This window comes from Actinopolymorpha singaporensis, assembly GCF_900104745.1.
Taxonomy (GTDB): Bacteria; Actinomycetota; Actinomycetes; order Propionibacteriales; family Actinopolymorphaceae; genus Actinopolymorpha; species Actinopolymorpha singaporensis.
Window position 1 is genome coordinate 5,177,915 of sequence record NZ_LT629732.1, and the last position, 19,687, is coordinate 5,197,601.

The 19,687-nt window shown below is 70.6% G+C and carries 16 protein-coding genes and 1 tRNA gene; 5 read left to right on the forward strand and 12 right to left on the reverse strand.

What is annotated here, in order from left to right:
* Nucleotides 1-129: 129 nt before the first annotated feature.
* Complete coding sequence (locus BLU27_RS23230; protein WP_092655772.1) at nt 130-579, forward strand: PaaI family thioesterase; 450 nt, start codon at nt 130-132, stop codon at nt 577-579.
* Between the two features lie 11 nt (nt 580-590).
* On the opposite strand, the gene ileS is transcribed toward BLU27_RS23230, so the two are convergent.
* Nucleotides 591-3,719, reverse strand: a complete 3,129-nt coding sequence (gene ileS, locus BLU27_RS23235; protein ID WP_092655773.1) for an isoleucine--tRNA ligase — start codon at nt 3,717-3,719, stop codon at nt 591-593.
* A 435-nt stretch (nt 3,720-4,154) separates the two neighbouring features.
* Between ileS and BLU27_RS23240 the strand changes: the two genes are divergently transcribed.
* Entirely contained in the window at nt 4,155-4,901 is a 747-nt protein-coding gene (locus BLU27_RS23240) for a DUF554 domain-containing protein (protein ID WP_092658128.1), read from the forward strand.
* On the opposite strand, the gene BLU27_RS23245 is transcribed toward BLU27_RS23240, so the two are convergent.
* The 7 genes from BLU27_RS23245 to BLU27_RS23275 all read right to left on the reverse strand — a co-directional run bounded on the left by BLU27_RS23245 (nt 4,873) and on the right by BLU27_RS23275 (nt 12,892).
* Nucleotides 4,873-6,708 (reverse strand): GNAT family N-acetyltransferase, encoded by a 1,836-nt coding sequence (locus BLU27_RS23245; protein WP_092655774.1) that lies wholly within the window; start codon nt 6,706-6,708, stop codon nt 4,873-4,875. The genes BLU27_RS23240 and BLU27_RS23245 overlap by 29 nt on opposite strands.
* A 144-nt stretch (nt 6,709-6,852) precedes the next feature.
* A complete protein-coding gene (locus BLU27_RS23250) occupies nt 6,853-7,566 on the reverse strand; it encodes an ABC transporter ATP-binding protein (protein ID WP_092655775.1) in 714 nt (237 codons plus the stop codon).
* The gene (locus BLU27_RS23255; protein WP_241827590.1) at nt 7,553-8,521 is read right to left on the reverse strand and encodes an ABC transporter ATP-binding protein; all 969 of its coding nucleotides are present in this window, start codon (nt 8,519-8,521) and stop codon (nt 7,553-7,555) included. Before BLU27_RS23255 ends, BLU27_RS23250 begins: the two co-directional genes overlap by 14 nt.
* Nucleotides 8,518-9,678, reverse strand: coding sequence for a branched-chain amino acid ABC transporter permease (locus BLU27_RS23260; RefSeq protein WP_092655776.1), 1,161 nt, complete (start codon nt 9,676-9,678; stop codon nt 8,518-8,520). Before BLU27_RS23260 ends, BLU27_RS23255 begins: the two co-directional genes overlap by 4 nt.
* Nucleotides 9,675-10,685 (reverse strand): branched-chain amino acid ABC transporter permease, encoded by a 1,011-nt coding sequence (locus BLU27_RS23265; RefSeq protein ID WP_092655777.1) that lies wholly within the window; start codon nt 10,683-10,685, stop codon nt 9,675-9,677. Before BLU27_RS23265 ends, BLU27_RS23260 begins: the two co-directional genes overlap by 4 nt.
* Nucleotides 10,686-10,849: 164 nt before the next feature.
* Nucleotides 10,850-12,094 (reverse strand): branched-chain amino acid ABC transporter substrate-binding protein, encoded by a 1,245-nt coding sequence (locus BLU27_RS23270; RefSeq protein WP_241827591.1) that lies wholly within the window; start codon nt 12,092-12,094, stop codon nt 10,850-10,852.
* 156 nt (nt 12,095-12,250) lie between these two features.
* A complete protein-coding gene (locus BLU27_RS23275; RefSeq protein ID WP_092655779.1) occupies nt 12,251-12,892 on the reverse strand; it encodes an ANTAR domain-containing response regulator in 642 nt (213 codons plus the stop codon).
* Nucleotides 12,893-13,018: 126 nt separating this feature from the next.
* Between BLU27_RS23275 and BLU27_RS23280 the strand changes: the two genes are divergently transcribed.
* Nucleotides 13,019-13,104: transfer RNA gene (locus BLU27_RS23280), tRNA-Leu, on the forward strand.
* A 240-nt stretch (nt 13,105-13,344) separates the two neighbouring features.
* Here BLU27_RS23280 and pyk read toward each other — a convergent pair.
* Genes pyk through BLU27_RS23295 form a run of 3 tightly spaced genes read right to left on the reverse strand, consistent with a single transcriptional unit; the run spans nt 13,345 to nt 16,350 of the window.
* A complete protein-coding gene (gene pyk, locus BLU27_RS23285) occupies nt 13,345-14,787 on the reverse strand; it encodes a pyruvate kinase (protein WP_092655780.1) in 1,443 nt (480 codons plus the stop codon).
* A gap of 31 nt (nt 14,788-14,818) precedes the next feature.
* Nucleotides 14,819-15,541, reverse strand: a complete 723-nt coding sequence (locus tag BLU27_RS23290; protein WP_092655781.1) for a hypothetical protein — start codon at nt 15,539-15,541, stop codon at nt 14,819-14,821.
* On the reverse strand, nt 15,538-16,350 hold the full coding sequence (locus BLU27_RS23295; protein WP_092655782.1) for an ABC transporter ATP-binding protein: 813 nt from the start codon (nt 16,348-16,350) through the stop codon (nt 15,538-15,540). Before BLU27_RS23295 ends, BLU27_RS23290 begins: the two co-directional genes overlap by 4 nt.
* 109 nt (nt 16,351-16,459) lie before the next feature.
* Here BLU27_RS23295 and BLU27_RS23300 point away from each other — a divergent pair, with 109 nt between their 5' ends.
* Both BLU27_RS23300 and BLU27_RS23305 read left to right on the forward strand, forming a co-directional pair.
* The gene (locus tag BLU27_RS23300) at nt 16,460-17,839 is read left to right on the forward strand and encodes a type I glutamate--ammonia ligase (protein ID WP_172805020.1); all 1,380 of its coding nucleotides are present in this window, start codon (nt 16,460-16,462) and stop codon (nt 17,837-17,839) included.
* A complete protein-coding gene (locus BLU27_RS23305) occupies nt 17,839-19,029 on the forward strand; it encodes an amidohydrolase family protein (RefSeq protein WP_092658134.1) in 1,191 nt (396 codons plus the stop codon). Before BLU27_RS23300 ends, BLU27_RS23305 begins: the two co-directional genes overlap by 1 nt.
* Nucleotides 19,030-19,127: 98 nt before the next feature.
* Here the strand turns inward: BLU27_RS23305 and BLU27_RS23310 are convergent, their stop codons facing one another.
* A complete protein-coding gene (locus tag BLU27_RS23310) occupies nt 19,128-19,580 on the reverse strand; it encodes a hypothetical protein (RefSeq protein WP_172805021.1) in 453 nt (150 codons plus the stop codon).
* Nucleotides 19,581-19,687: the final 107 nt, after the last annotated feature.

Consider the following 19,687-nt stretch of genomic DNA (forward strand, 5'->3'; position numbering starts at 1 on the left):
CTCGTGAGCCGCCGCCGCCGGCCCGAGCCCACAGGGGGCGGCACCGCGCCCGCACCTGGCGGGCGGCACCGGGTGGCACCGGGCCGACCAGGCGGGCCCGGCCGACGGCCCGTCTGCTCAACTGGTCGCATGTCTCAGTTGCCGGACGCGCCCATTCACCGCCGCCTCGGGATCACGATCACCGAGGCCGGCCCGGACCGGTGCGTGGGGACGATGCCGGTGGAGGGAAACACCCAGCCGTTCGGGCTGTTGCACGGCGGTGCGTCGTGCGTGCTCGCCGAGAGCCTGGCCTCGATCGCCGCGGTGCTGTGGGCCGGGCCGGGCCGGATCGCGGTCGGAGTCGACCTGAACGCCACCCACCACCGCGGGGTTCGCGGCGGCTCGGTCACCGGGGTGGCCACCCCGCTGCACCGCGGCCGGACCACCGCGACGTACGAGGTGGCGATCACCGACGAGGACGGGCGGCGCGTGTGCACCGCCCGCCTCACCTGTCACCTCCGCGACGCCGGACCCAGAGCCGAGCCCCCGGGCGGATCCTCGGCCGGCACCGCAATGCCGGCCGAACCCGGCGCGGGCTGAGTCCCGGGCGGTCAGGCCTCCCGGCGTACCGACACCTGGACGGTCCAGCCCTCACCGACCTCGACGGCCGGTCCGGACGCACCGTCGGCGCCGACCGTGAGGTCGCGGGCCAGCGTCTCCCCCGCCACCAGCTCCCGGTGGGTGTCGACCGCCCGGCGTACCTCCTCGTCCGGAGACGTGACCGTCAGCGCGATCCGGTCGGACACGTCCAGACCGGCGTCGCGGCGGGCCTGCTGCACCGCCCGGATCACGTCCCGCGCGACGCCCTCGGCGGTCAGCTCGGGCGTCACCTCGGTGTCCAGGTCGACCACGCCCACGTCGCCGGGCAGGGCGGCCGAGGACTCCGGCCGGGCGGGGACGAGCCGCAGCTCGTACTCCCCCTCGGCCAGGGTTACACCGCCGGCCACCACGCCGTCGTCGCCGACCGACCAGTCTCCGCCCTTGACCGCGCGGATGACCCGCTGCACGTCCTTGCCGAGCCGCGGGCCGAGCGCGCGCGGAACCACCGAAAGCACGCGTTGACAGTGCGCGGCCACGTCGCCGTCGAGCCGGACCTCCTTGACGTTGACCTCGTCGCGGACCAGATCGACGAACGGACGCAACCGCTCGGCCTCCGGCGCGGCCACGGTCAGGCTGGCCAGCGGCAGCCGGACCCGCAGACCCTTCGCCTTGCGCAGGGCGAGCGCCGCGGAGCACACCGCGCGTACGCCGTCCATCGCGGCAACCAGGTCCGGATCGGCCGGCAGGCTGTCGGCGTCCGGCCAGTCGGTCAGGTGCACCGAGCGCTCGCCGGTGAGCCCGCGCCACACCTCCTCGGTCACCAGCGGGAGCAGCGGCGCCGTCACCCGGCACAGCACCTCCAGCACGGTGTAGAGGGTGTCGAACGCGTCCTGGTCACCGGACCAGAAGCGGTCCCGCGAGCGCCGGACGTACCAGTTGGTCAGTACGTCGAGGAACGACCGGACCGCTGCGCACGCACCGGAGATGTCGTAGCTGTCCAGCTCCGCGGTCGCCTCCACCACTGTGTCGTGCAGCTTGGCGAGCACGTAGCGGTCGAGCACGTGGGTGGAGTCGGTACGCCAGCGGGCCTGGGCGTTCTCCGCGTTCGCGTACAGGGTGAAGAAGTAGTACGCGTTCCACAGCGGGTTGATCGACTGCCGGACGGCCTCCCGGAACGCCGAGTCGGCCACGATCGCGTCCCCGCCCCGCAGGACCGGCGACGACATCAGGGCCCACCGCATCGCGTCCGCGCCGTAGGAGTCGAACACCGCGCGTACGTCGGGATAGTTGCGCAGGCTCTTGGAGAGCTTGCGGCCGTCGTCGCCCTGCAGGATGCCGTGCACCACGCAGTTGCGGAACGCCGGCCGGTCGAACAGCGCCGTGGCCAGCACGTGCAGGAGGTAGAACCATCCGCGGGTCTGCGGGACGTACTCCACGATGAAGTCGCCCGGGTAGTGGTTCTCGAACCACTCGGTGTTCTCGAACGGGTAGTGCACCTGGGCGAACGGCATCGACCCGGAGTCGAACCAGCAGTCCAGCACCTCCGGCACCCGGCGCATCGTCGAACGCCCGGTCGGGTCGTCGGGGTTGGGCCGGGTGAGCTGGTCGATGCCGGGGCGGTGCAGGTCGGTCGGGCGTACGCCGAAGTCACGCTCCAGCTCGTCGAGCGACCCGTAGACGTCCACCCGCGGGTAGTTGGGGTCGTCGGACTTCCACACCGGGATCGGCGAACCCCAGAAGCGGTTCCGGCTGATCGACCAGTCGCGGGCGTTGGCCAGCCACTTGCCGAAGGAACCGTCGCGCACGTGCGCCGGCGTCCACTCGATCTGCTGGTTGAGCTCGACCATCCGGTCCCGGAACCGCGTGACCTCCACGAACCAGCTGTCCACCGCCTTGTAGACGAGCGGCGTGTCGCAGCGCCAGCAGTGCGGGTAGGGGTGGGTGTAACTGTCCTGGCGGACCAGGACGCCCCGTTCGCGCAGCTCGCGCAGCAGCGGACGGTTGGCCTCGAAGACCTGCAGGCCCTCGAACCTCGGCGCGACGGACGTGAACCGCGTGTGGTCGTCGACGGTGACGATCACCGGGATTCCGGCGGCCGTGCACACGTTGAAGTCGTCCTCACCGTGGGAGGGCGCGACCTGAACGACGCCGGTGCCGTCCTCGGTGGAGACGAAGTCCCCGGCCAGCACCGTGAACGCCGCGGGCACCTCCGCCATCGCGTCGGCCAGGAAGTCGAACAACGGGGTGTACTTACGCCCGACGAGCTCGCTGCCCTTGAGCGTGCCCACCCGGGTGGCACCTTCGAACTCCGCGGCGTACGCGTCCAGCCTGGCCTCGGCGAGGATCCAGCGGTGGCCCTCGTGCTCGAGGACGGCGTAGTCGATGTCGGGTCCGACGACCAGCGCGACGTTCGGCACCAGCGTCCACGGCATCGTCGTCCAGGCGAGGATCCGCTCACCGGTCTCCAGCTGGAACCACACCGTGCTCGCCGGGTCGGTCCGGTCGCGGTAAACGTCGTCCATGCGGGTCTCGGTGTTGGACAGCGGCGTCTCGCACCGCCAGCAGTACGCCAGCACGCGGAAGCCCTGGTAGACGAGCCCCTTGTCGTGCAGCGTCTTGAACGCCCACATGACGCTTTCCATGTAGGACAGGTCGAGCGTCTTGTAGTCGTTGCCGAAGTCGACCCACCGGGCCTGCCGGTTGACGTAGCTCTCCCACTCGGAGGTGTACCGCAGCACCGAGGTGCGGCAGACCTCGTTGAACCGCTCGACGCCGAGCTCGACGATCTCGCGCTTGGTGGAGATGCCCAGCTCGCGTTCGGCCTCGACCTCGGCCGGCAGGCCGTGGCAGTCCCAGCCGAACCTGCGCTCGACCCGGCGGCCGCGCATGGTCTGGTAGCGGGGAACGACGTCCTTGACGAACCCGGTCAGCAGGTGGCCGTAGTGGGGCAGGCCGTTGGCGAACGGCGGCCCGTCGTAGAAGACGAACTCGTTGTCGCCGCGCTCACCCGCCGGGCGCTGGTCGACGCTGGCCTGGAAGGTCTTGTCGGCCTCCCAGTGGTCGAGCACCTCGCGCTCGAGATCGGGGAACGACGGGGAGGCGGGCACCTTCACGTCGTCGCGGTGTCGGGGGTAGCTCATCTCGCAGGCGTCCTCGGGTCGCGGCTCGAGCTGTCACTCGTGCCGTGCGGGGCTTGCGAGGACGAACCCGCGCCACCGGTCGGCACGTGCCCGCGGTACCACCTCGCTTGGCCCGGTCGCGACGGGGAGTCGCGGTCGAGCCCGCTCGTTGGCCGGCTGTCACGGGCCGGACCCGTCCGGGTCTAGTGGGAGCCGGGGGCTCCGTTCTTCCGGAGGCTCGCCGGTGATGGCCGGGTCGACGCCTGTACGCCAAGAGTACCGAGGCGCGCCAGCGTGTTTCCCGGATCCCTCGGATCGGCGCGGAACGGACCAGGCCGGCCCATACGCCACCCTGACCGCCGGCCCCTCGTTCACACATATCCGGCATCACCGGACGGCACCGGACGGCACCGGACGGACGAGGCGCGCGGAAGCGCGGTCGGTAGTGTCCGGGTGGTGTTCCGCGGCTTCGGCACTCTGCTCAACGTCACCACCATCCTGGTCGGCACCGGCCTCGGCGTCCTGCTCGGCCACCGTCTACCCGGCCGCACCCGGGACGTGGTGACCGACGCGATCGGGCTGGTCACCCTGCTGATCGCCGCGTTCTCCGCCTACGCCGTCCGCGATCCGGCCCTGGTCGGCGTGGTCGGCCCGAACGCACCGATGCTGATCGTCCTGGCCTCGCTCGTCACCGGCGGGGTGATCGGGTCGTTGCTGCGGCTCGAACTCCGCCTGGAGGGTCTGGGCCACCGGCTACAGACCCGGCTGGCCGGGCGGGCGGCCTCGCCCGAGCGCCGCCGGTTCGTCGACGGGTTCGTGGCCGCGTCGCTGCTGTTCTGCGTGGGGCCGCTCACCGTCCTCGGCTCGATCTCCGACGGTCTCGGCCGCGGCTCACAGCAACTGGCGCTCAAGGCGACGCTGGACGGGATCACCTCGGTGGCGTTCGCGGCGTCCTTCGGCTGGGGGGTCGCGGCGGCGGCCCTCACCGTCCTGGTGGTCCAGGGCGGCCTCACCGTGGTCGGTGCGCTGGCCGGTACGTTCCTGTCCGCCGGGCAGGTCTCGGCGCTCACCGCCACCGGCGGGCTGCTGCTGGTCGGGGTCGCGCTGCGGCTGCTGAGGATCAAGCAGTTGCCGGTGGGTGACCTGCTGCCCGCGCTGGTGCTGGCGCCGCTGTTCACCGCCCTGGTGTCAGCGTGGGGATGACCTCGACCGGCCGCCGTTCGCGTCCGCCGGTGCTGCTGACGACGGTGCACGACAGCGGGAGCGGTTCGTCCCCGGCGGGCAGGCGTACCAACCGGCCGGCGTCCCCTTCCACCGGCAGCACCAGGTGCCGGCGGGCGTCCCGCAGCTCGACCTGACTGGCACCCGGCCCGGGCACGGCCGCCACCACGAGCAGCCCGGTGCGCGGGTTGAGGCAACCCAGCGCCACCGCCCGCCGGCGGACCAGCCGCGGCACGTCCATGGTGGCCACGCAGTCCAGGCGGCGCCCCTGCCAGGCGACCACCGCGACCTTGTGGCCCTGCCGCCCGCGTAGTTCGACCACCGACATCCGGCCGGCCCGGTCGTGCGCCTCGGCCAGCAGCGAGATGTCCAGGCCGCGGGCCACGGTCATCGCGGCGGACTCCGCCAGCACGGCCCGGCCGTCGTCGTAGGCCGCGAGGTCCAGCCGCCGGGTACCTCCCCAGGTCGGATCCTCCAGCTGCACCGGCGGCCGGCGGGCCGTGAGGTGTTCGGGCGACGCGGCGACGGTGTCCACCGAGTCGGTGCCGTCGGCCAGCGGGCGGGCGAAGATCACGACGCTGCCGTACGGCGAACGGTGGCCGTCGTGGCGCCAGGAGGCACTCAGGCCGTCCCTGTCCGGCGAGAGTGCGGCCCACTCCGAGTCGCGGCCGCGCGGATTGTCCCCCACCCGGCGCCACATCTGCAGCCGGGAGGTCGGCACGGCTCCCGTGGTCCTGGCGCCGGCAGCCGGCGCGCCCGAGGTGAAGTCGGCGGGCGCCAGGAGCAGCCGCAGGACCGCCGACTCACCACCGGACACCGAGTCACCGTCGGAGCCGGAGGGGTCGCCGGAGTAGTTGATCACCAGCGCCTTCGGTGGTGGGACGTCCAGCCGTTCCTGACGGTCCATGCGCAGCACCGGCGGCTGACCGCGGTCCGCGACCTGGGCGACGTACGCGTGACCGTCCCCACCGACTCCCTGCAGCAGCGCCACCCGGCCCGCTCCGATCCGGCCGGCCCACACGGCGTAGACCTTGCTCAGGGCGCCCGGCATCTTCCGCCCCGTCGACTCCCGCCACACCCGGGTGGCCTCGGCGACGAAGGCCCGGTTGCCGGCGAGGTCTCCACGCGGGACCCAGCGCACCAGCCGGGTGTCGGTCGGCGGCTCCGGCGGGTTGAGGGCGCGCAGCACCGGATCGGCTCCGAGCGGGAAAGCGACCAGGGCGAGCAGGGCGATGGCGACCGCCAGGCCGAACCGGCGCCGGCCGGGCCGCCGCCAGGTGTCGCGTTCGGCGACGTAACGCACGCTGTGGCCGAGGCTCGGATCGGCCGACAGCGCCGGGCCGGCGAGCTTCATCCCCGCCTTCTCCATCACCCGGGCGGACGCGCCGTTGGCCGTGTAACACTGGGCGGAGATGCTGCGTACGCCCAACTTGCCGAAGCCGTAGGAGAGTACGGCGACGAGGCCCTCGGTCATGTAGTCGTGGCCCCACGCCGACCGGTCCAGCGCGTACCCGACGGTGAGCTCGCCGGTGCTCGGGTCGAACGACCGGGCGATTCCGATCCAGCCGATCACCACGCCGGTCGACCGGAGCACTATGGCCGCGTCGTGGGACGTACGCGGCGTCTGCGCGTTGTACCGCCGCACCGCGTCGAACCACGCGTCCGGACTGGTGCCGCCCTGCTTGTCGAGATACCGCGTGACCTCGGGGTCCTCGCGCCACAACCGGACGGCCTCCCGGTCGGCCTCGACGAAGTCCCGGATGAGCAGCCGCCTGGTCCGACACTCCATGGCCCCCAGTGTTCCGGTTCGGGGGAACCCGCATGCACCGATTGCGCAGTGCACGCCGCGGCTTTCGGGTCGGTTCGTTGCCGTAACGACCGATCCGCCCGCCGCCCGGGACGCGTCCTCAGGCGATGACCTCAGGCGATGACCTCAGGCGATGCCGAGGTACGCCTCCTTCACCGCCGGGTCGGCGAGCAGCTCACCGGCGGCGCTGGAACGGGTGACCGAACCGGTCTCCAGCACGTAACCCCGGTGCGCCCGGCTCAGCGCCTGCTGGGCGTTCTGTTCGACCAGGAGCACCGTGGTGCCCTGCTGGTTGATCTCGGTGATGATGGCGAAGATCTGCTGGATGAACTGTGGGGCCAGCCCCATCGACGGCTCGTCCAGCAGCAGCAGCCGCGGCCGCGCCATCAGCGCCCGGCCGATCGCCACCATCTGCTGCTCACCACCGGACAACGTGCCGCCCGCCTGGGAGATGCGCTCCTTCAGCCGCGGGAACAACTCGAACACGCGCTCGAAGTCGGCCTCGATGCCCTTGCGGTCCTTGCGGGCGTAGCACCCCATGTCGAGGTTCTCCCGCACCGTCATGCCGGGGAAGACTCCGCGCCCCTCCGGCGACTGGCAGATCCCACGCCGGACCCGCAGGTCGGCGCGCAGCCGGGTGATGTCCTCGCCGTTGAACTTGATGCTGCCCCGGGACAGCGGGATCAGCCCGGAGACCGCGCGCATCGTGGTCGTCTTGCCGGCGCCGTTGGCCCCGATCAGGGTGACGATCTCGCCTTCCTCGACGGTGAGGGATACGTCGCGCAGCGCCTCGATCCGGCCGTAGTGGACGGACATGCCGGCGATCTCAAGCAGCGCCATCGTCGGGCACCCCCAGGTAGGCGGCCACCACGGCCGGGTCGTCGCGGACTTCCGCCGGTGTGCCGTCCGCGATCTTCTTGCCGAACTCCAGAACGACGATCCGGTCGGTCACCCCCATCACCACCCGCATGTCGTGCTCGATGAGCAGGACGGTGTAGCCGTCGTCGCGGATCCGGCGGATCAACGACATCAGGTCGTCCTTCTCGGCGGGGTTGAACCCGGCGGCGGGCTCGTCCAGGCAGAGGATCTTCGGCTCGGTCGCGAGCGCCCGGGCGATCTCCAGCCGGCGCTGGTAGCCGTACGGGAGGTTCTTGGCCCGGTCGGCCGCGCGGTCGGCGATGCCGACGAACTCCAGCAGGGCCATCGCCCGGTCGACGCCCTCGCGTTCCTCCCGCCAGTGCCGCGGTAGCCGGCACAGCGCGCCGACCACGCTGGTGCGGTGCCGGGCGTCGGCGCCCACCACGACGTTCTCCAGCGCGGTCATCTCGTCGAACAGCCGGATGTTCTGGAACGTACGGGCGATGCCGTACCTCGTGATCCGGTGCCGCTTGAGCCGGCCGAGCGGCCGGCCCTCCAGGCGGACCTGGCCGGAGGTCGGGCGGTAGACGCCGGTCATGACGTTGAAGCAGGTCGTCTTGCCGGCGCCGTTCGGGCCGATCAGGCCGAGGATCTCCCCGCGTCGCAGGTCGAACGACACCTCGTCCAGTGCCGTGAGGCCACCGAACCGCAGGGTGACGTCCCGGAGCTCGAGCAGGGTGTCGCCGACTCCGACCGCGATCTCCCGGTCGGGCGCGACCGCCTCCGCGACCTCGGCGAAGTGGGCGGCGCGTTCCTCCTCGGTCATCTCCCGGGCCTCGGCGGACAGGCCCTCCACGTCAGGCGGGGTGCCGGACGGGGTCCCTGGCTGAGTGCCGGACGGGGAGCCGGGCTGGGTCCCGGGCTGGGTGTCGCTCACAGGTCGCCTCCCTTGCCCTGTTCGGTGAGGGCGCTGTCTGCCGACACCGGCTCCGGAGCACCTACCAGCCGTTGATAGGCCTGCCGCCCGCGCGCAAGGAGCCGTTGACGCGCGCCGAGCAGACCCTGCGGGCGGAAGATCATCAACACGATCAGCGCCAGACCGAACGCCAGGAAGCGGTACTGCGGCGCGAGCTGGAACCGATCGGGCAGGTAGGAGATCACCAGCGCGCCGAGGAGTACGCCCACCTTGTTGCCGGAACCGCCGAGCACCACCGCGGCGACGAACAGGATCGAGGTCACCACGTCGAAGCGCTGGTTGTTGACGAAGCCGACCTGTCCCGCGTACAGCACACCGGACAGCCCGCCGATCGCGGCGCCCATCACGAACGCCCACACCTTGAACCGGAACGTCGGGATGCCCATCAGCTCCGCGACGTCCTCGTCCTCTCGGATCGCCACCCAGGCGCGTCCCACCCGGCTGCGTTCGAGGTTTCCGATCAGCAACAGGATCACGATGATGAACGTGACGGTGAGCCAGTACCACGGTTTGCCGTCGGTCTGGGTGAACAACGGCGACCCGTCGGCGTGCGTGCCAGGCGGGCGGCCGACGTCCTGGAAGCCGCGGTTGCCCCGCAGCGGGTCGAGGTTGTCCGCCAGCAGCCGGACCATCTCACCGAACCCGAGGGTGACGATCGCCAGGTAGTCACCGCGTAACCGCAGGGTCGGTGTGCCGATCAGCACGCCGGAGATCATCGTGACCGCCATCGCCACCGGGACGACCACCAGCCACGAGTAGTGCGGGTTGTGGAGGAAGGAGTCCCGGCTGGTCATGATCGCCGCGACGTACGCGCCGATGGCGAAGAAGCCGACGTAGCCGAGGTCGAGCAGGCCTGCCTGTCCCAGCACGACGTTGAGGCCGAGGGCGATCAGGCCGAGCCGGGCGGCGTTGAACAGCGCGAGTTCGTAATCGGTCCACGGCTCGGTGCTGAGCGGAAAGACGTTCAGCATCGGGAGGAGGTAGACCAGCACCACCACCGGGATGGCGATCATCCACTGCTCGGCCCGGCTGCGGGAGTTCCACCAGTCGCGCACCCGCTGACCGAACGGCGCCCGCACGGTGCCCGGGTCTCGTTGCGTTCCGACGCCGGCGCTCATACGCGGGCCTTCCCGAGGGACTCACCGAGAATTCCGGTGGGCCGGACCATGAGGATGGCGATGAGGAGAACGAACGCGACGACGTCGCGCCACTCCCCGCCGAACAGCGACTGGCCGTAGTTTTCGACCACGCCGAGCAGCAGGCCGCCGAGCAGCGCACCGCGCAGGTTGCCGATGCCACCCAGCACCGCGGCGGTGAACGCCTTGATGCCGAGCAGGAAGCCGCCGTTGTACAGCACGCCCTGCGGGATCTGCATGACGTAGAACAACGACGCCGCGCCGGCCAGCACGCCGCCGAGGACGAAGGTCAACATGATGACGCGTTCCTTGTTGACGCCCATCAACGCAGCGGTGTCGGGGTCCTGGGCGACGGCGCGGATGCCGCGGCCGAGCCGAGTGCGCCCGACGAAGGCGTCCGCCACCACGAGGAGCAGCAGCGAGGCGACGAACACGATGATCTGGATGTTGGTGATCCGGGTGGTGCCGAACTCGAACACCGCCTGCGGGCGCAGCAGCCGGATGGCGGGCTCGGGGTTGCCGCCCCGCCAGATCAGCAGCGCCTGCTGGATGGCGAACGACGCCCCGATCGCGGTGATCAGGAAGACCAGTCGCGGCGCGTTGCGTCTGCGAAGGGGGCGGTAGGCGACGCGTTCGAGGATCAGGGCGATGACCCCCGAGGCGATCATCGCCACGATCCCTGCCAACACCAGGTTGACAATGAGCGGGACGAGCCCGGACGCGAGGGTGGGCCCGGGTTCGTAGCCGAGCGCGACGAAGGTGAAGTAGGCGCCGAACGCGCCCACCACGAACACTTCGGAGTGCGCGAAGTTGATGAGGCGGAGTACGCCGTAGACGAGGGTGTAGCCGATCGCCACCAGCGCGTAGATGCTGCCGTACGCCAGGCCGTCGACGGTGTTGGACCAGAACCTGTCAGCCAGGAGCCCGACGTTGAAGTCGATCCAGTGACTCTCGGTCTGGGCGAGGGTGAGCGCTAGGTGATACGTCAAGAGGGGCGACCTGTCTTCCTTGGGCGCGTCCGGCGGAGGCGCGTTCCCTGGTGACGTCGAGCGGGGCCGTTCCCGCGAATGCTCCGGGCACGTCGCCTGTCCTGCCCCCGGGAGGAGGCGACGTACCCGGAGCCCGCCTGCGTCGGACGATCAGGGTCGGGCGGTCAGGAGGTGGCCTTGGTCATGTCCTTCAACTGGACGATCTTGCCGTCCTTGACCTCGTACATCCAGACCGGGGTCTCGGTGAGCTCACCGTCGGAGTTCCACTTGAACTGCTTGGTGAGGCCCTGGCCCTGGTAGTTCTTGACGAAGTTGAGCATCTCCGCCCGGGTCTTCAGCCCCTTGTCCAGCCCCTTGAGCAGGATGGTGGTGGCGTCGTAGCCCTCCGGGGAGTACGTGGACGGCGCCCGCTTGGCCAGCGCCTGGAAGTCCTTGCTGAACTTCGTGAATCCGGCAGAGGGCAGGCACGGGCAGCTGAGGTAGACGCCCTCCGCCGAACCACCGGCGTTCTTGATGAACTCGTCGTCGCGGACACCGTCGGGTGCGACCACGGAGCCCTCGAAGCCGTCGTCACGCAACTGCTGCACGAACGGCGCGGCCTCGGGGTAGTAGCCGGAGTAGAACACCGCGTCCGGCTTCTCGGACTCGATCGCGCCGACCACGGCGGAGAACTCCTTCTGGCCGGTCTTGACCTTCTGCTGGCAGGAGGCCTTCGACCCAAGCGACTTGGTCACCAGGTCGGCGAGGCCGATGCCGTACTCGGAGTCGTCCTGGACGACGCAGACCTTCTTGGCCTTGAGTTCGTCGCTGATGAAGGCGGCCACCGCCGGCGCCTGCACGGCGTCGTTGCCCAGACCGCGGAAGAACGTCTTCCAGCCGTTCTTGGCGAGGTTGGGGTTGGTCGCCGACGGCGTGACGGTCACCAGACCGGCGTCGTTGAAGGCCTTGCCGACCGCCTTGGACTCACCGGAGAACGCGAGGCCGACGACGCCGAGGATCGACTTGTCGTTGATCGCCTGCGTCACCACGCCCGGCGCCTTGTCCGGGCTGCCCTCGGAGTCGAACTGCTTCAGGGTCACCTGGCAGCCGGGGTTGGCGTCGTTGTGCTCCTTCACCGCGAGCTTCACGCCGTTGAGGATGTTCAGGCCGAGCGCGGCGCTGGCCCCGGCGATGGTCCCGATGTAGGCGATGGAAACCTTGCCGCACTTGCCCTTGCCGTCGCCGGCCGGAAGGGCGGCGTTGTCGGGCAGCGGCGGCGCGGGGTCGGCCTTGATCGCCGGTGCGTTGGCCTGGCCGCCCCCACTCTGTTTGTTCTCACCGGTCTTGTCGGTGTTCTGCGCGCATCCGGCGACCCCGAGCGACAGGGCCGCCGTCAACGCCAGCACACGAACGAGTCGTGTTCTGTACACGAATTCCTCCATTGCCAAGCAACGTCAGGTAATGCTTGCGGCAGGCCAGGCCTGGCCCGCGGTGGAGAGAGACTAGCCGGTCGGGCACGGTCGGTGAATGAACCTCGCGAGCCTCTTACCGTCTCGTAACCCAAGAGGAGAGCGAAATGGACGAAATTACTGACTCGCGGGGTCTGAGGACCCACTTTCAGCACTTTCCGTCGTCGTTCCGTCACCTTCGTCCACGACGAGCTGGGCGACCCGGCGCATCGGGACCCGCTTGTCCATGGCGGTCTTCTGGATCCAGCGGAACGCGTCCGGCTCGGACAGCCCGAACTTGTGCTGCAGGATCGACTTCGCCCGCTCGACGAGCTTGCGGGTCTCCAGGCGCTCGGTGAGGCCGGACACCTCGCTCTCGAGTTGTGTGCGCTCGGTGAACCGGGACACCGCGATCTCGATCGCCGGCACCAGGTCGGCCTTGGTGAAGGGCTTCACGAGGTACGCCATGGCGCCGGCCTCGCTCGCCCGGGTGACCAGGTCGCGCTGGCTGAACGCGGTGAGGATGATGACCGGGCAGATGCTCTCGTTGCCGATCGCCTCGGCGACGCTGATGCCGTCCAGCCGGGGCATCTTCACGTCCAGGATCACGAGGTCCGGCCGAAGCTCCCGTACGAGGTTGAGCGCGTGCTCACCGTCGGCGGCCTGCCCTACGACGTCGTAGCCCTCCTCGCCCAGCATCTCGGCGAGGTCGAGCCGGATGAGCGCCTCGTCCTCGGCCACGACGACCCGGCGTGGTGCACGCTCGGTGGGGTTGCTCACGGCGCGGTCCTCCTGCGACGAGTGACTTACAGGGTGGCGTGGGGGGCCCTACAGCGCCGACAGCGTACCCCTCGGCGGCTGCCGCCGATCGCCGGACCGGACCGGGTAAGATTCATCCCGCGACCTGCCGGGTTGATGGAATGGTAGACATGATGGCCTCAAAAGCCATTGTCCGAAAGGGCGTGTGGGTTCGAATCCCACACCCGGCACCAGCGGCCTCGCCGGCGGTTTCCGACAGAAGTTCTGTCAGCAGTTCTGCCGGCCGATCTGTCGTTGATCTCCCGGCGCATCTGTCGGTGATCTGTTGACGATCTGTCGACGGATCCACCGATCCTGAGGCGTATTCCTTCTCGGCTCGTTCTCTCGCCTGTCGCCCGGCTGGTCCTGGCCTGGGTTCCACACTCATGTTCGAGTCCGAAACCCGGACCCTGTAGGCCGACGACGCAGCCGGCTCAGACCCGGTAGGCCGGTGCCGCCTGGGCGACCGCGTCGCCGATACGGTGCACCCGCAGCGCGTTGGTCGATCCGGGGATTCCGGGCGGGCTGCCCGCCACGATCACCACGCTGTCGCCGCGCCGGCAGCGCCCGACCGCCAGCAGCGCCCGGTCGACCTGCTTCACCATCTCGTCGGTGTGCGACACGGTGGGCACCAGGAACGTCTCCACGCCCCAGGTGAGAGCCAGCTGCTGCCGGACGATCTCCTCCGGGGTGAACGCCAGCAACGGGACCCGCGAGCGGTAGCGGGCCAGCCGGCGCGCGGTGTCGCCGGACTGGGTGAAGGCGACCAGGAACTTCGCGCCGAGCCGTTCGGCCACCTCGGCGGCCGCCTTGGCGATCACGCCGCCCTTGGTGCGCGGCTCCCAGTCGATGCCGGCCATCCGGTCCAGGCCGTGTTCCTCGGTGGTCTCCACGATGCGGGCCATGGTGCGTACGGCCTCGATCGGATAGATGCCGACGCTGGTCTCCCCCGACAGCATCACCGCGTCGGTGCCGTCCAGGACGGCGTTCGCGACGTCGGACGCCTCCGCGCGGGTCGGCCGGGCGGCGTTGACCATCGACTCGAGCATCTGGGTCGCCACGATCACCGGCTTGGCGTTGGTGCGGGCGAGCTCGACGATGCGCTTCTGGACCAGCGGGACGTCCTCCAGCGGCATCTCCACGCCGAGGTCGCCGCGGGCCACCATGAAGGCGTCGAACGCGTCGATGATCTCCTCGAGATTCTGGACCGCCTGCGGCTTCTCGATCTTGGCGATGACCGGGAGCCGGACGCCCTCCTCGGTCATCACCCTGCGGACGTCCTCGACGTCGCGGGCGGAGCGTACGAACGACAACGCGATCATGTCGGCGCGCAGGCGCAGCGCCCACCGCAGGTCTTCGTGGTCCTTCTCCGACATGGCCGGGACGGACAGGCCGACACCGGGGAGGTTGAGCCCCTTGTGGTCGGAGACCTTCCCGCCGATCAGGACCCGCGTCACCACGTCGGCGCCCTTGACCTCCTCGACCTCCAGCATGAGCCGGCCGTCGTCGACCAGGATCCGGTCGCCGGGACCGACGTCGCCGGGCAGACCGTCGTAGGTGGTGGAGGCGCGGGCCGCGTCACCGGGGCACTCGTCGGTGGTGATGGTGAAGCGGTCACCGTAGACGAGGTTCGCCGATCCCTCGGCGAACTTCCCGAGGCGGATCTTGGGCCCCTGGAGGTCGACCAGGACCCCGACCCCACGACCGGACTCCTCCGCCGCCTCGCGGATCATGCGATAGATCCGCTCGTGCTCGGCGTAGGTGCCGTGGCTCAGGTTGAGCCGGGCGACGTCGAGGCCGGCGTCGACCAGCTCACGAATCCGCTCCGGCGTGGAGGTAGCAGGACCAAAGGTGCAGACAATCTTTGCGCGACGCACGGCCCCGAGCCTATGCCCGCTTCGTCCGGCGTCACCATCGGGTGCGCCGCAGGGTCCCGTAGGCGGACAGCAGGACCGCCGCCCAGACGGTGGCATGCAGTGTTGCGGTAAGTAGTCCGCCCAGGTCAGCGGTGGGTTCGAGGCGCGCGGCGGAGACCAGCGGGGGCACCAGCACCCGGGCGGGCAGGGCGTCGCGGGATCCCAGCACCAGCACCGTGACCGGCGCCCCGACCAGGATCAGCGCCGACCAGCCGATCCGCTCGACGACCACCCGGCTGGCCAGCGCGCCGACCCCGAGCCCGGCCAGTACGGCGAGCAGGTGGATCCACACTCCGAACCCCAGCCAGGGCAGCGCCGGGCCCCGGATCCGCAGCGCGCCGAGGGCGTACGGAACGACGACGGCGATGACCACGATCGGCACTGTTGCGGCCAGGGCGGCCAGCAGCCCCGCGACGACCTCCCGCGTCCCGGAGCCGACCGCGGCGCGGGACAGCAGCCGCTGCCCGTCGGGTTCGGTGTCCAGCACGGTCTTTGCCTGCCACCCGAACACCGCGAACAGCAGCGCGGCGGAGAACGCGTACGCCTGGTTGGGCGCGGACCGCCCGCCGGCGTGTGCGCCGAGGACCAGCGCCAGGCCCGCCACCCACGGAGGCCAGGCCCGCTGGCTGGCGACGTACGCCGCCAGCCGCATCCGGGTCAGCGCGAGCGTACGGCGCAACCCGCCGGAGCCTGCGACACCCTCCTGGCCGCTCACGCCTCACCTCGAACCCGGCGTACGTCGTAACCGGCGGCACGCAGCCGGGCCACCTCGGCAGCGGGGTCGTGCGCCCGGACGACCACCTCGATCACGTGCCACGGCTCCGCTGAGCCCGCTGAGCCCGCTGAGCCCGCTGCGCCTGCTGGGTCCGGCGAGCCCGCTGCGCCTGCTGGGTCCGGCGACGCCTCGGCGAACGGCAACTCCTCGACCCGGCCGTCGCGTACCGACCACCGCCGGGTCGGGCCGAGGTCTGCCGACCGGCCACGGTGGTCGGTGATCACGCAGATCCCGCCGGCCTCCGTCACCTCGCCGACCAACGCGGGCAACTCGGCCTGGCTCGGCGGGTCCAGGCCCTCCCAGGGTTCGTCCAGGACCAGCAGTCCCGGCCTGGTGAGCAATGCCTGGACCAGGCCGACCTTGCGGCCGGTGCCCTGGGAGAGCTCGCCGAGCGGGACGGGGAGGTACGGCGTCAGCCGCAGGCGTTCGGCCAGGCGGGCGACCACGGCATCGGCGTCGGTGCGGCCCAGTCCGCGTACCTGACCCATCGCGCGCAGGTAGCCGGCCGCGGTGAACCGCTGGTCGGTGGGAAACCTGTCCGGGAGCCAGCCCACCACGGCGGGCCGGTCGAGGACCCGGCCCCGGCCGATCGGGGTCAGGCCGGCGAGTGCGCGCAGCAGGGTCGACTTGCCGGCGCCGTTGTGGCCGGTGACCACGATCGTGTCGCCGGGGCGCAACTCGGCCTCGACGCCGCGCAACACCCAGTCGTCCCCCGCTGCGTATCGGGCGTGCACGTCCTCCAGTCGCACATCGGATTTCTAGCAGAACGCGGTGTGAGGGAGCGAAGTGAACCGGTGACGCGAAGCGTGGCGCCCGGGCGGGAAGACGGCGCCGGCCCGCTCGGGGTATAGATCGGTCATGGAATCCGTGGCAGATCCGGACCAGCGAACCCGGCGGATCGCGTACGCGAAGGAACTCGCCGCCCGCCTCACCGACGACGACGTGCGCGTCCTGGCACTGACCTGGATCGACAACGCGGGGATCACGCGGGTGAAGACCGTGCCCGTGGATCGGCTGCCCGACGTCGCCGGCTGGGGCGTCGGAATGTCGCCGGTCTTCGACGTCTTCCTGGTGGACGACTCGATCACGGCGGGCCGGCACGCCGGCGGCCCGGTCGGCGACCTCCGCCTGTACCCGGACCTGCATCGGGTTGACAGGCTGGCGGCCCAGCCGGGCTGGGCGTGGGCGCCGGTCGACCGGCTGACCCAGGAGGGTGAGCCGTACCCGATGTGCCAGCGGTCCTTCGCCCAGCGGATGGCGGCGGCGGCCGCCGAGCGCGAGGTGGGTTTCCGGTGCGCGTTCGAGATCGAGTGGTACGTCGGTGTCATCGGGTCGAAGGACGACATGGAGCCGGGCGCGCCCGGTCCGGCGTACGGCATGTCGCGGCTCCCTGGCCTCTCCGCCTATGTGCCGGCGTTGCTCGAGGCCCTGGACGCGCAGGGTGTACCGGTCGACCAGTTCCACCCGGAGTACGCGCCCGGGCAGCTCGAGCTGTCCGTCGCCGCAACCGATCCGGTCGGCGCGGCCGACCGCTACGTGCTGGTCCGGGAGACGATCCGCGCGGTGTCGCGGGCGCACGGGCTACGCGCGTCGTTCTCCCCCCTGGTCGGCGCCGGCGCGGTCGGCAACGGTGCTCACCTGCACTTCTCGGCGTGGGCCCAGGGGAAGAACCTGTTCACCGGCGGGTACGGGCCGTACGGCCTCACCGACCGGGGCGAGTCGATCCTCGCCGAACTCGTCGCCCGGATGCCCGCGCTGTGCGCCGTCACCGCGCCCAGCGTGGCGAGCTACCTGCGGCTGGTTCCGCAGCAGTGGGCCGCGCCCTACCAGTGCTGGGGGCGGGAGAACCGCGAGGCCGCGCTGCGGCTGGTCACCGGTACGCGAGGAAGTGAGTCCCGGGCGGCCAACGCCGAACTCAAGTGCGTCGACGGAAGTGCGAACCCGTACCTCGTCGTCGGTGCGGTTCTCGCCATCGCACTCGCAGGTGTCGACGCGGGCCGGCCGCTGCCCCCGGAGGTGACCACCGACCCCGCGACCCTCCCGGAGGAACGCCGCCCGCCCAGGCTGCCGCAGTCGGTACTCGCGGCGGTGGACCTGCTGGAGGAGGACGAGGTGCTGGGCGAGGCGCTCGGGGCGCCGCTGCTGGACACGTTCGCCACTGTTCGGCGGGCTGAGGCCGAGCTGTTCGCCGGAGTGAACGAGGAGGAGATCGTCTCCGCCACCCGGTGGAGGTACTGATGCGGGCCGGCCTTTCGCTGGCGGACCTCCCGCTGGTGGACGCTCACTGCCACCCGGTGTTCGTCGGGCCGGGAGAGGCTCGGGGGTCGCTGAGCCGGGCCGAGTTCGAACGCATGCTGGGCGAGGCGGATCGGCCGGCGCCCCTTGGAGTGTCGTACGCCGACAGCCTGCTCGGAGCCGCCGTCCGGCGGTGGTGCGCTCCCCCGCTCGGGCTGCCGGCCGGTACTCCGCTGGACACCTACCTCGACCGTCGGGCCGAGGTAGGGCCGGCCGAGGCGGCCCGCCGCCTGCTCGGTGCCGCAGGGTTGTCGTACCTGCTGGTCGACACCGGGATCGGGGGGACCGACGGACCAGGCTCGGACTGGTGGTCGGTGCGCGGGCTCGCGTCGGCGGCGGACGCCGTTGGCCGGGAGGTGGTACGGCTGGAGTCGGTCGCGGAAGGCCTGGCCGACTCGGGTGTCGCGGCGGGCGACTTCGCCGACGCGTACGTCGACGCGCTCGCCACGGCCACTCAGAACGCCGTCGCGGTGAAGTCCATCCTGGGTTACCGGCACGGCTTCGACGTGGACCCGCGGCGACCGTCGAGGGCGGAGGTGACGGTGGCGGCCCGGGACTGGCTGCTGACCCGCCGCCGCGACGCCGAGGCGGAGCTTGACGTCGGATCCAGCGCCCGGTTACGGGACGAAGTGCTGCTGCGGTTCGTGCTGTGGAGCGGTCTCGACCGTGGGCTGCCGGTTCAGTTACACACCGGTTTCGGTGACCGCGAGCTGCGCCTGACGTCTGTCAACCCGGCCTTGCTGCAGCCGTTCGTCGAGGCGGCGGAGCCGGTTGGTACGCCGCTGGTCCTGCTGCACTGCTACCCGTACCACCGGGAGGCCGGCTGGCTGGCCGCGGTCTACCCGCACGTGTATGTGGACTTCGGACTGACTGTGGGCCAGGTCGGTGCACGGGCGGGGGCCGTCCTGGCGGAGTTCTGCGAACTCGCGCCGTTCGGCAAGCTGATGTTCTCCACCGACGCCTACCGGCTGCCCGAGCGTTATCTCGTCGGCGCGGCGCAGTTCCGGCACTCGTTCGGCCGGTTGCTTCGCGAATGGTGGCGGGACGGCGACCTGACCGCGCGCGACGCCGAACGTGTGGCCGCGATGGTGGGCGGCGACAACGCCCGCCGCCTCTACGCCATTGACGGCTGAACGATTCCACGCCAGCTGGTGGCGTGCCCAGGAATCCTTCAGCCGTCAGGGATCACTTCGGAGCCTCTTTCGAATTCCGCCCCCTCGGACCTGTCGGCTCAGCGGCCGAGAACAGGTCCGGACTCCACGACCTCCAGGTCGATCTGGCCAGGCCCCTGGACAGCAGGTTGTGCGATGTCGTACGGACCATACGCACCGACCCGGAACCGGCCGTGCCAACTGGTGTTCAACTCCACCGACCGCGGGCCCGCCGTGTCGTAGGTGTACTCCACCTGCGGGTCGGAGTCGTCATAGCTACTACCAGGGGTGTCGAACTTCCTGGTGACACCGGGTTCGAACGTCCACTCCCACTCGCCCTCGGCCGTAACAGTGACGTCGAAGTTGAAGACATGCACGGTCTTGGCCGGCATCTGCTGAGGCTGACCGGACTGGAAGTACGTCGGCAGGTTGACCAGCGTACGAGAGTTCGCTGGTTGTACCGACAGTCGTTGTGGCGGCACCCACACCGCCCAGTTCTTACGAACCTCCTCCCCCACATCAGCTGTCGTCACCACGTCAGATGGATCGTCCAGACACACCATGCCCCGTTGTTGCCAAGTTGTGCCGGCCCTCAGCAGATAGACATCATAAGAATATTTCATGCTGCCATCAGGATTTA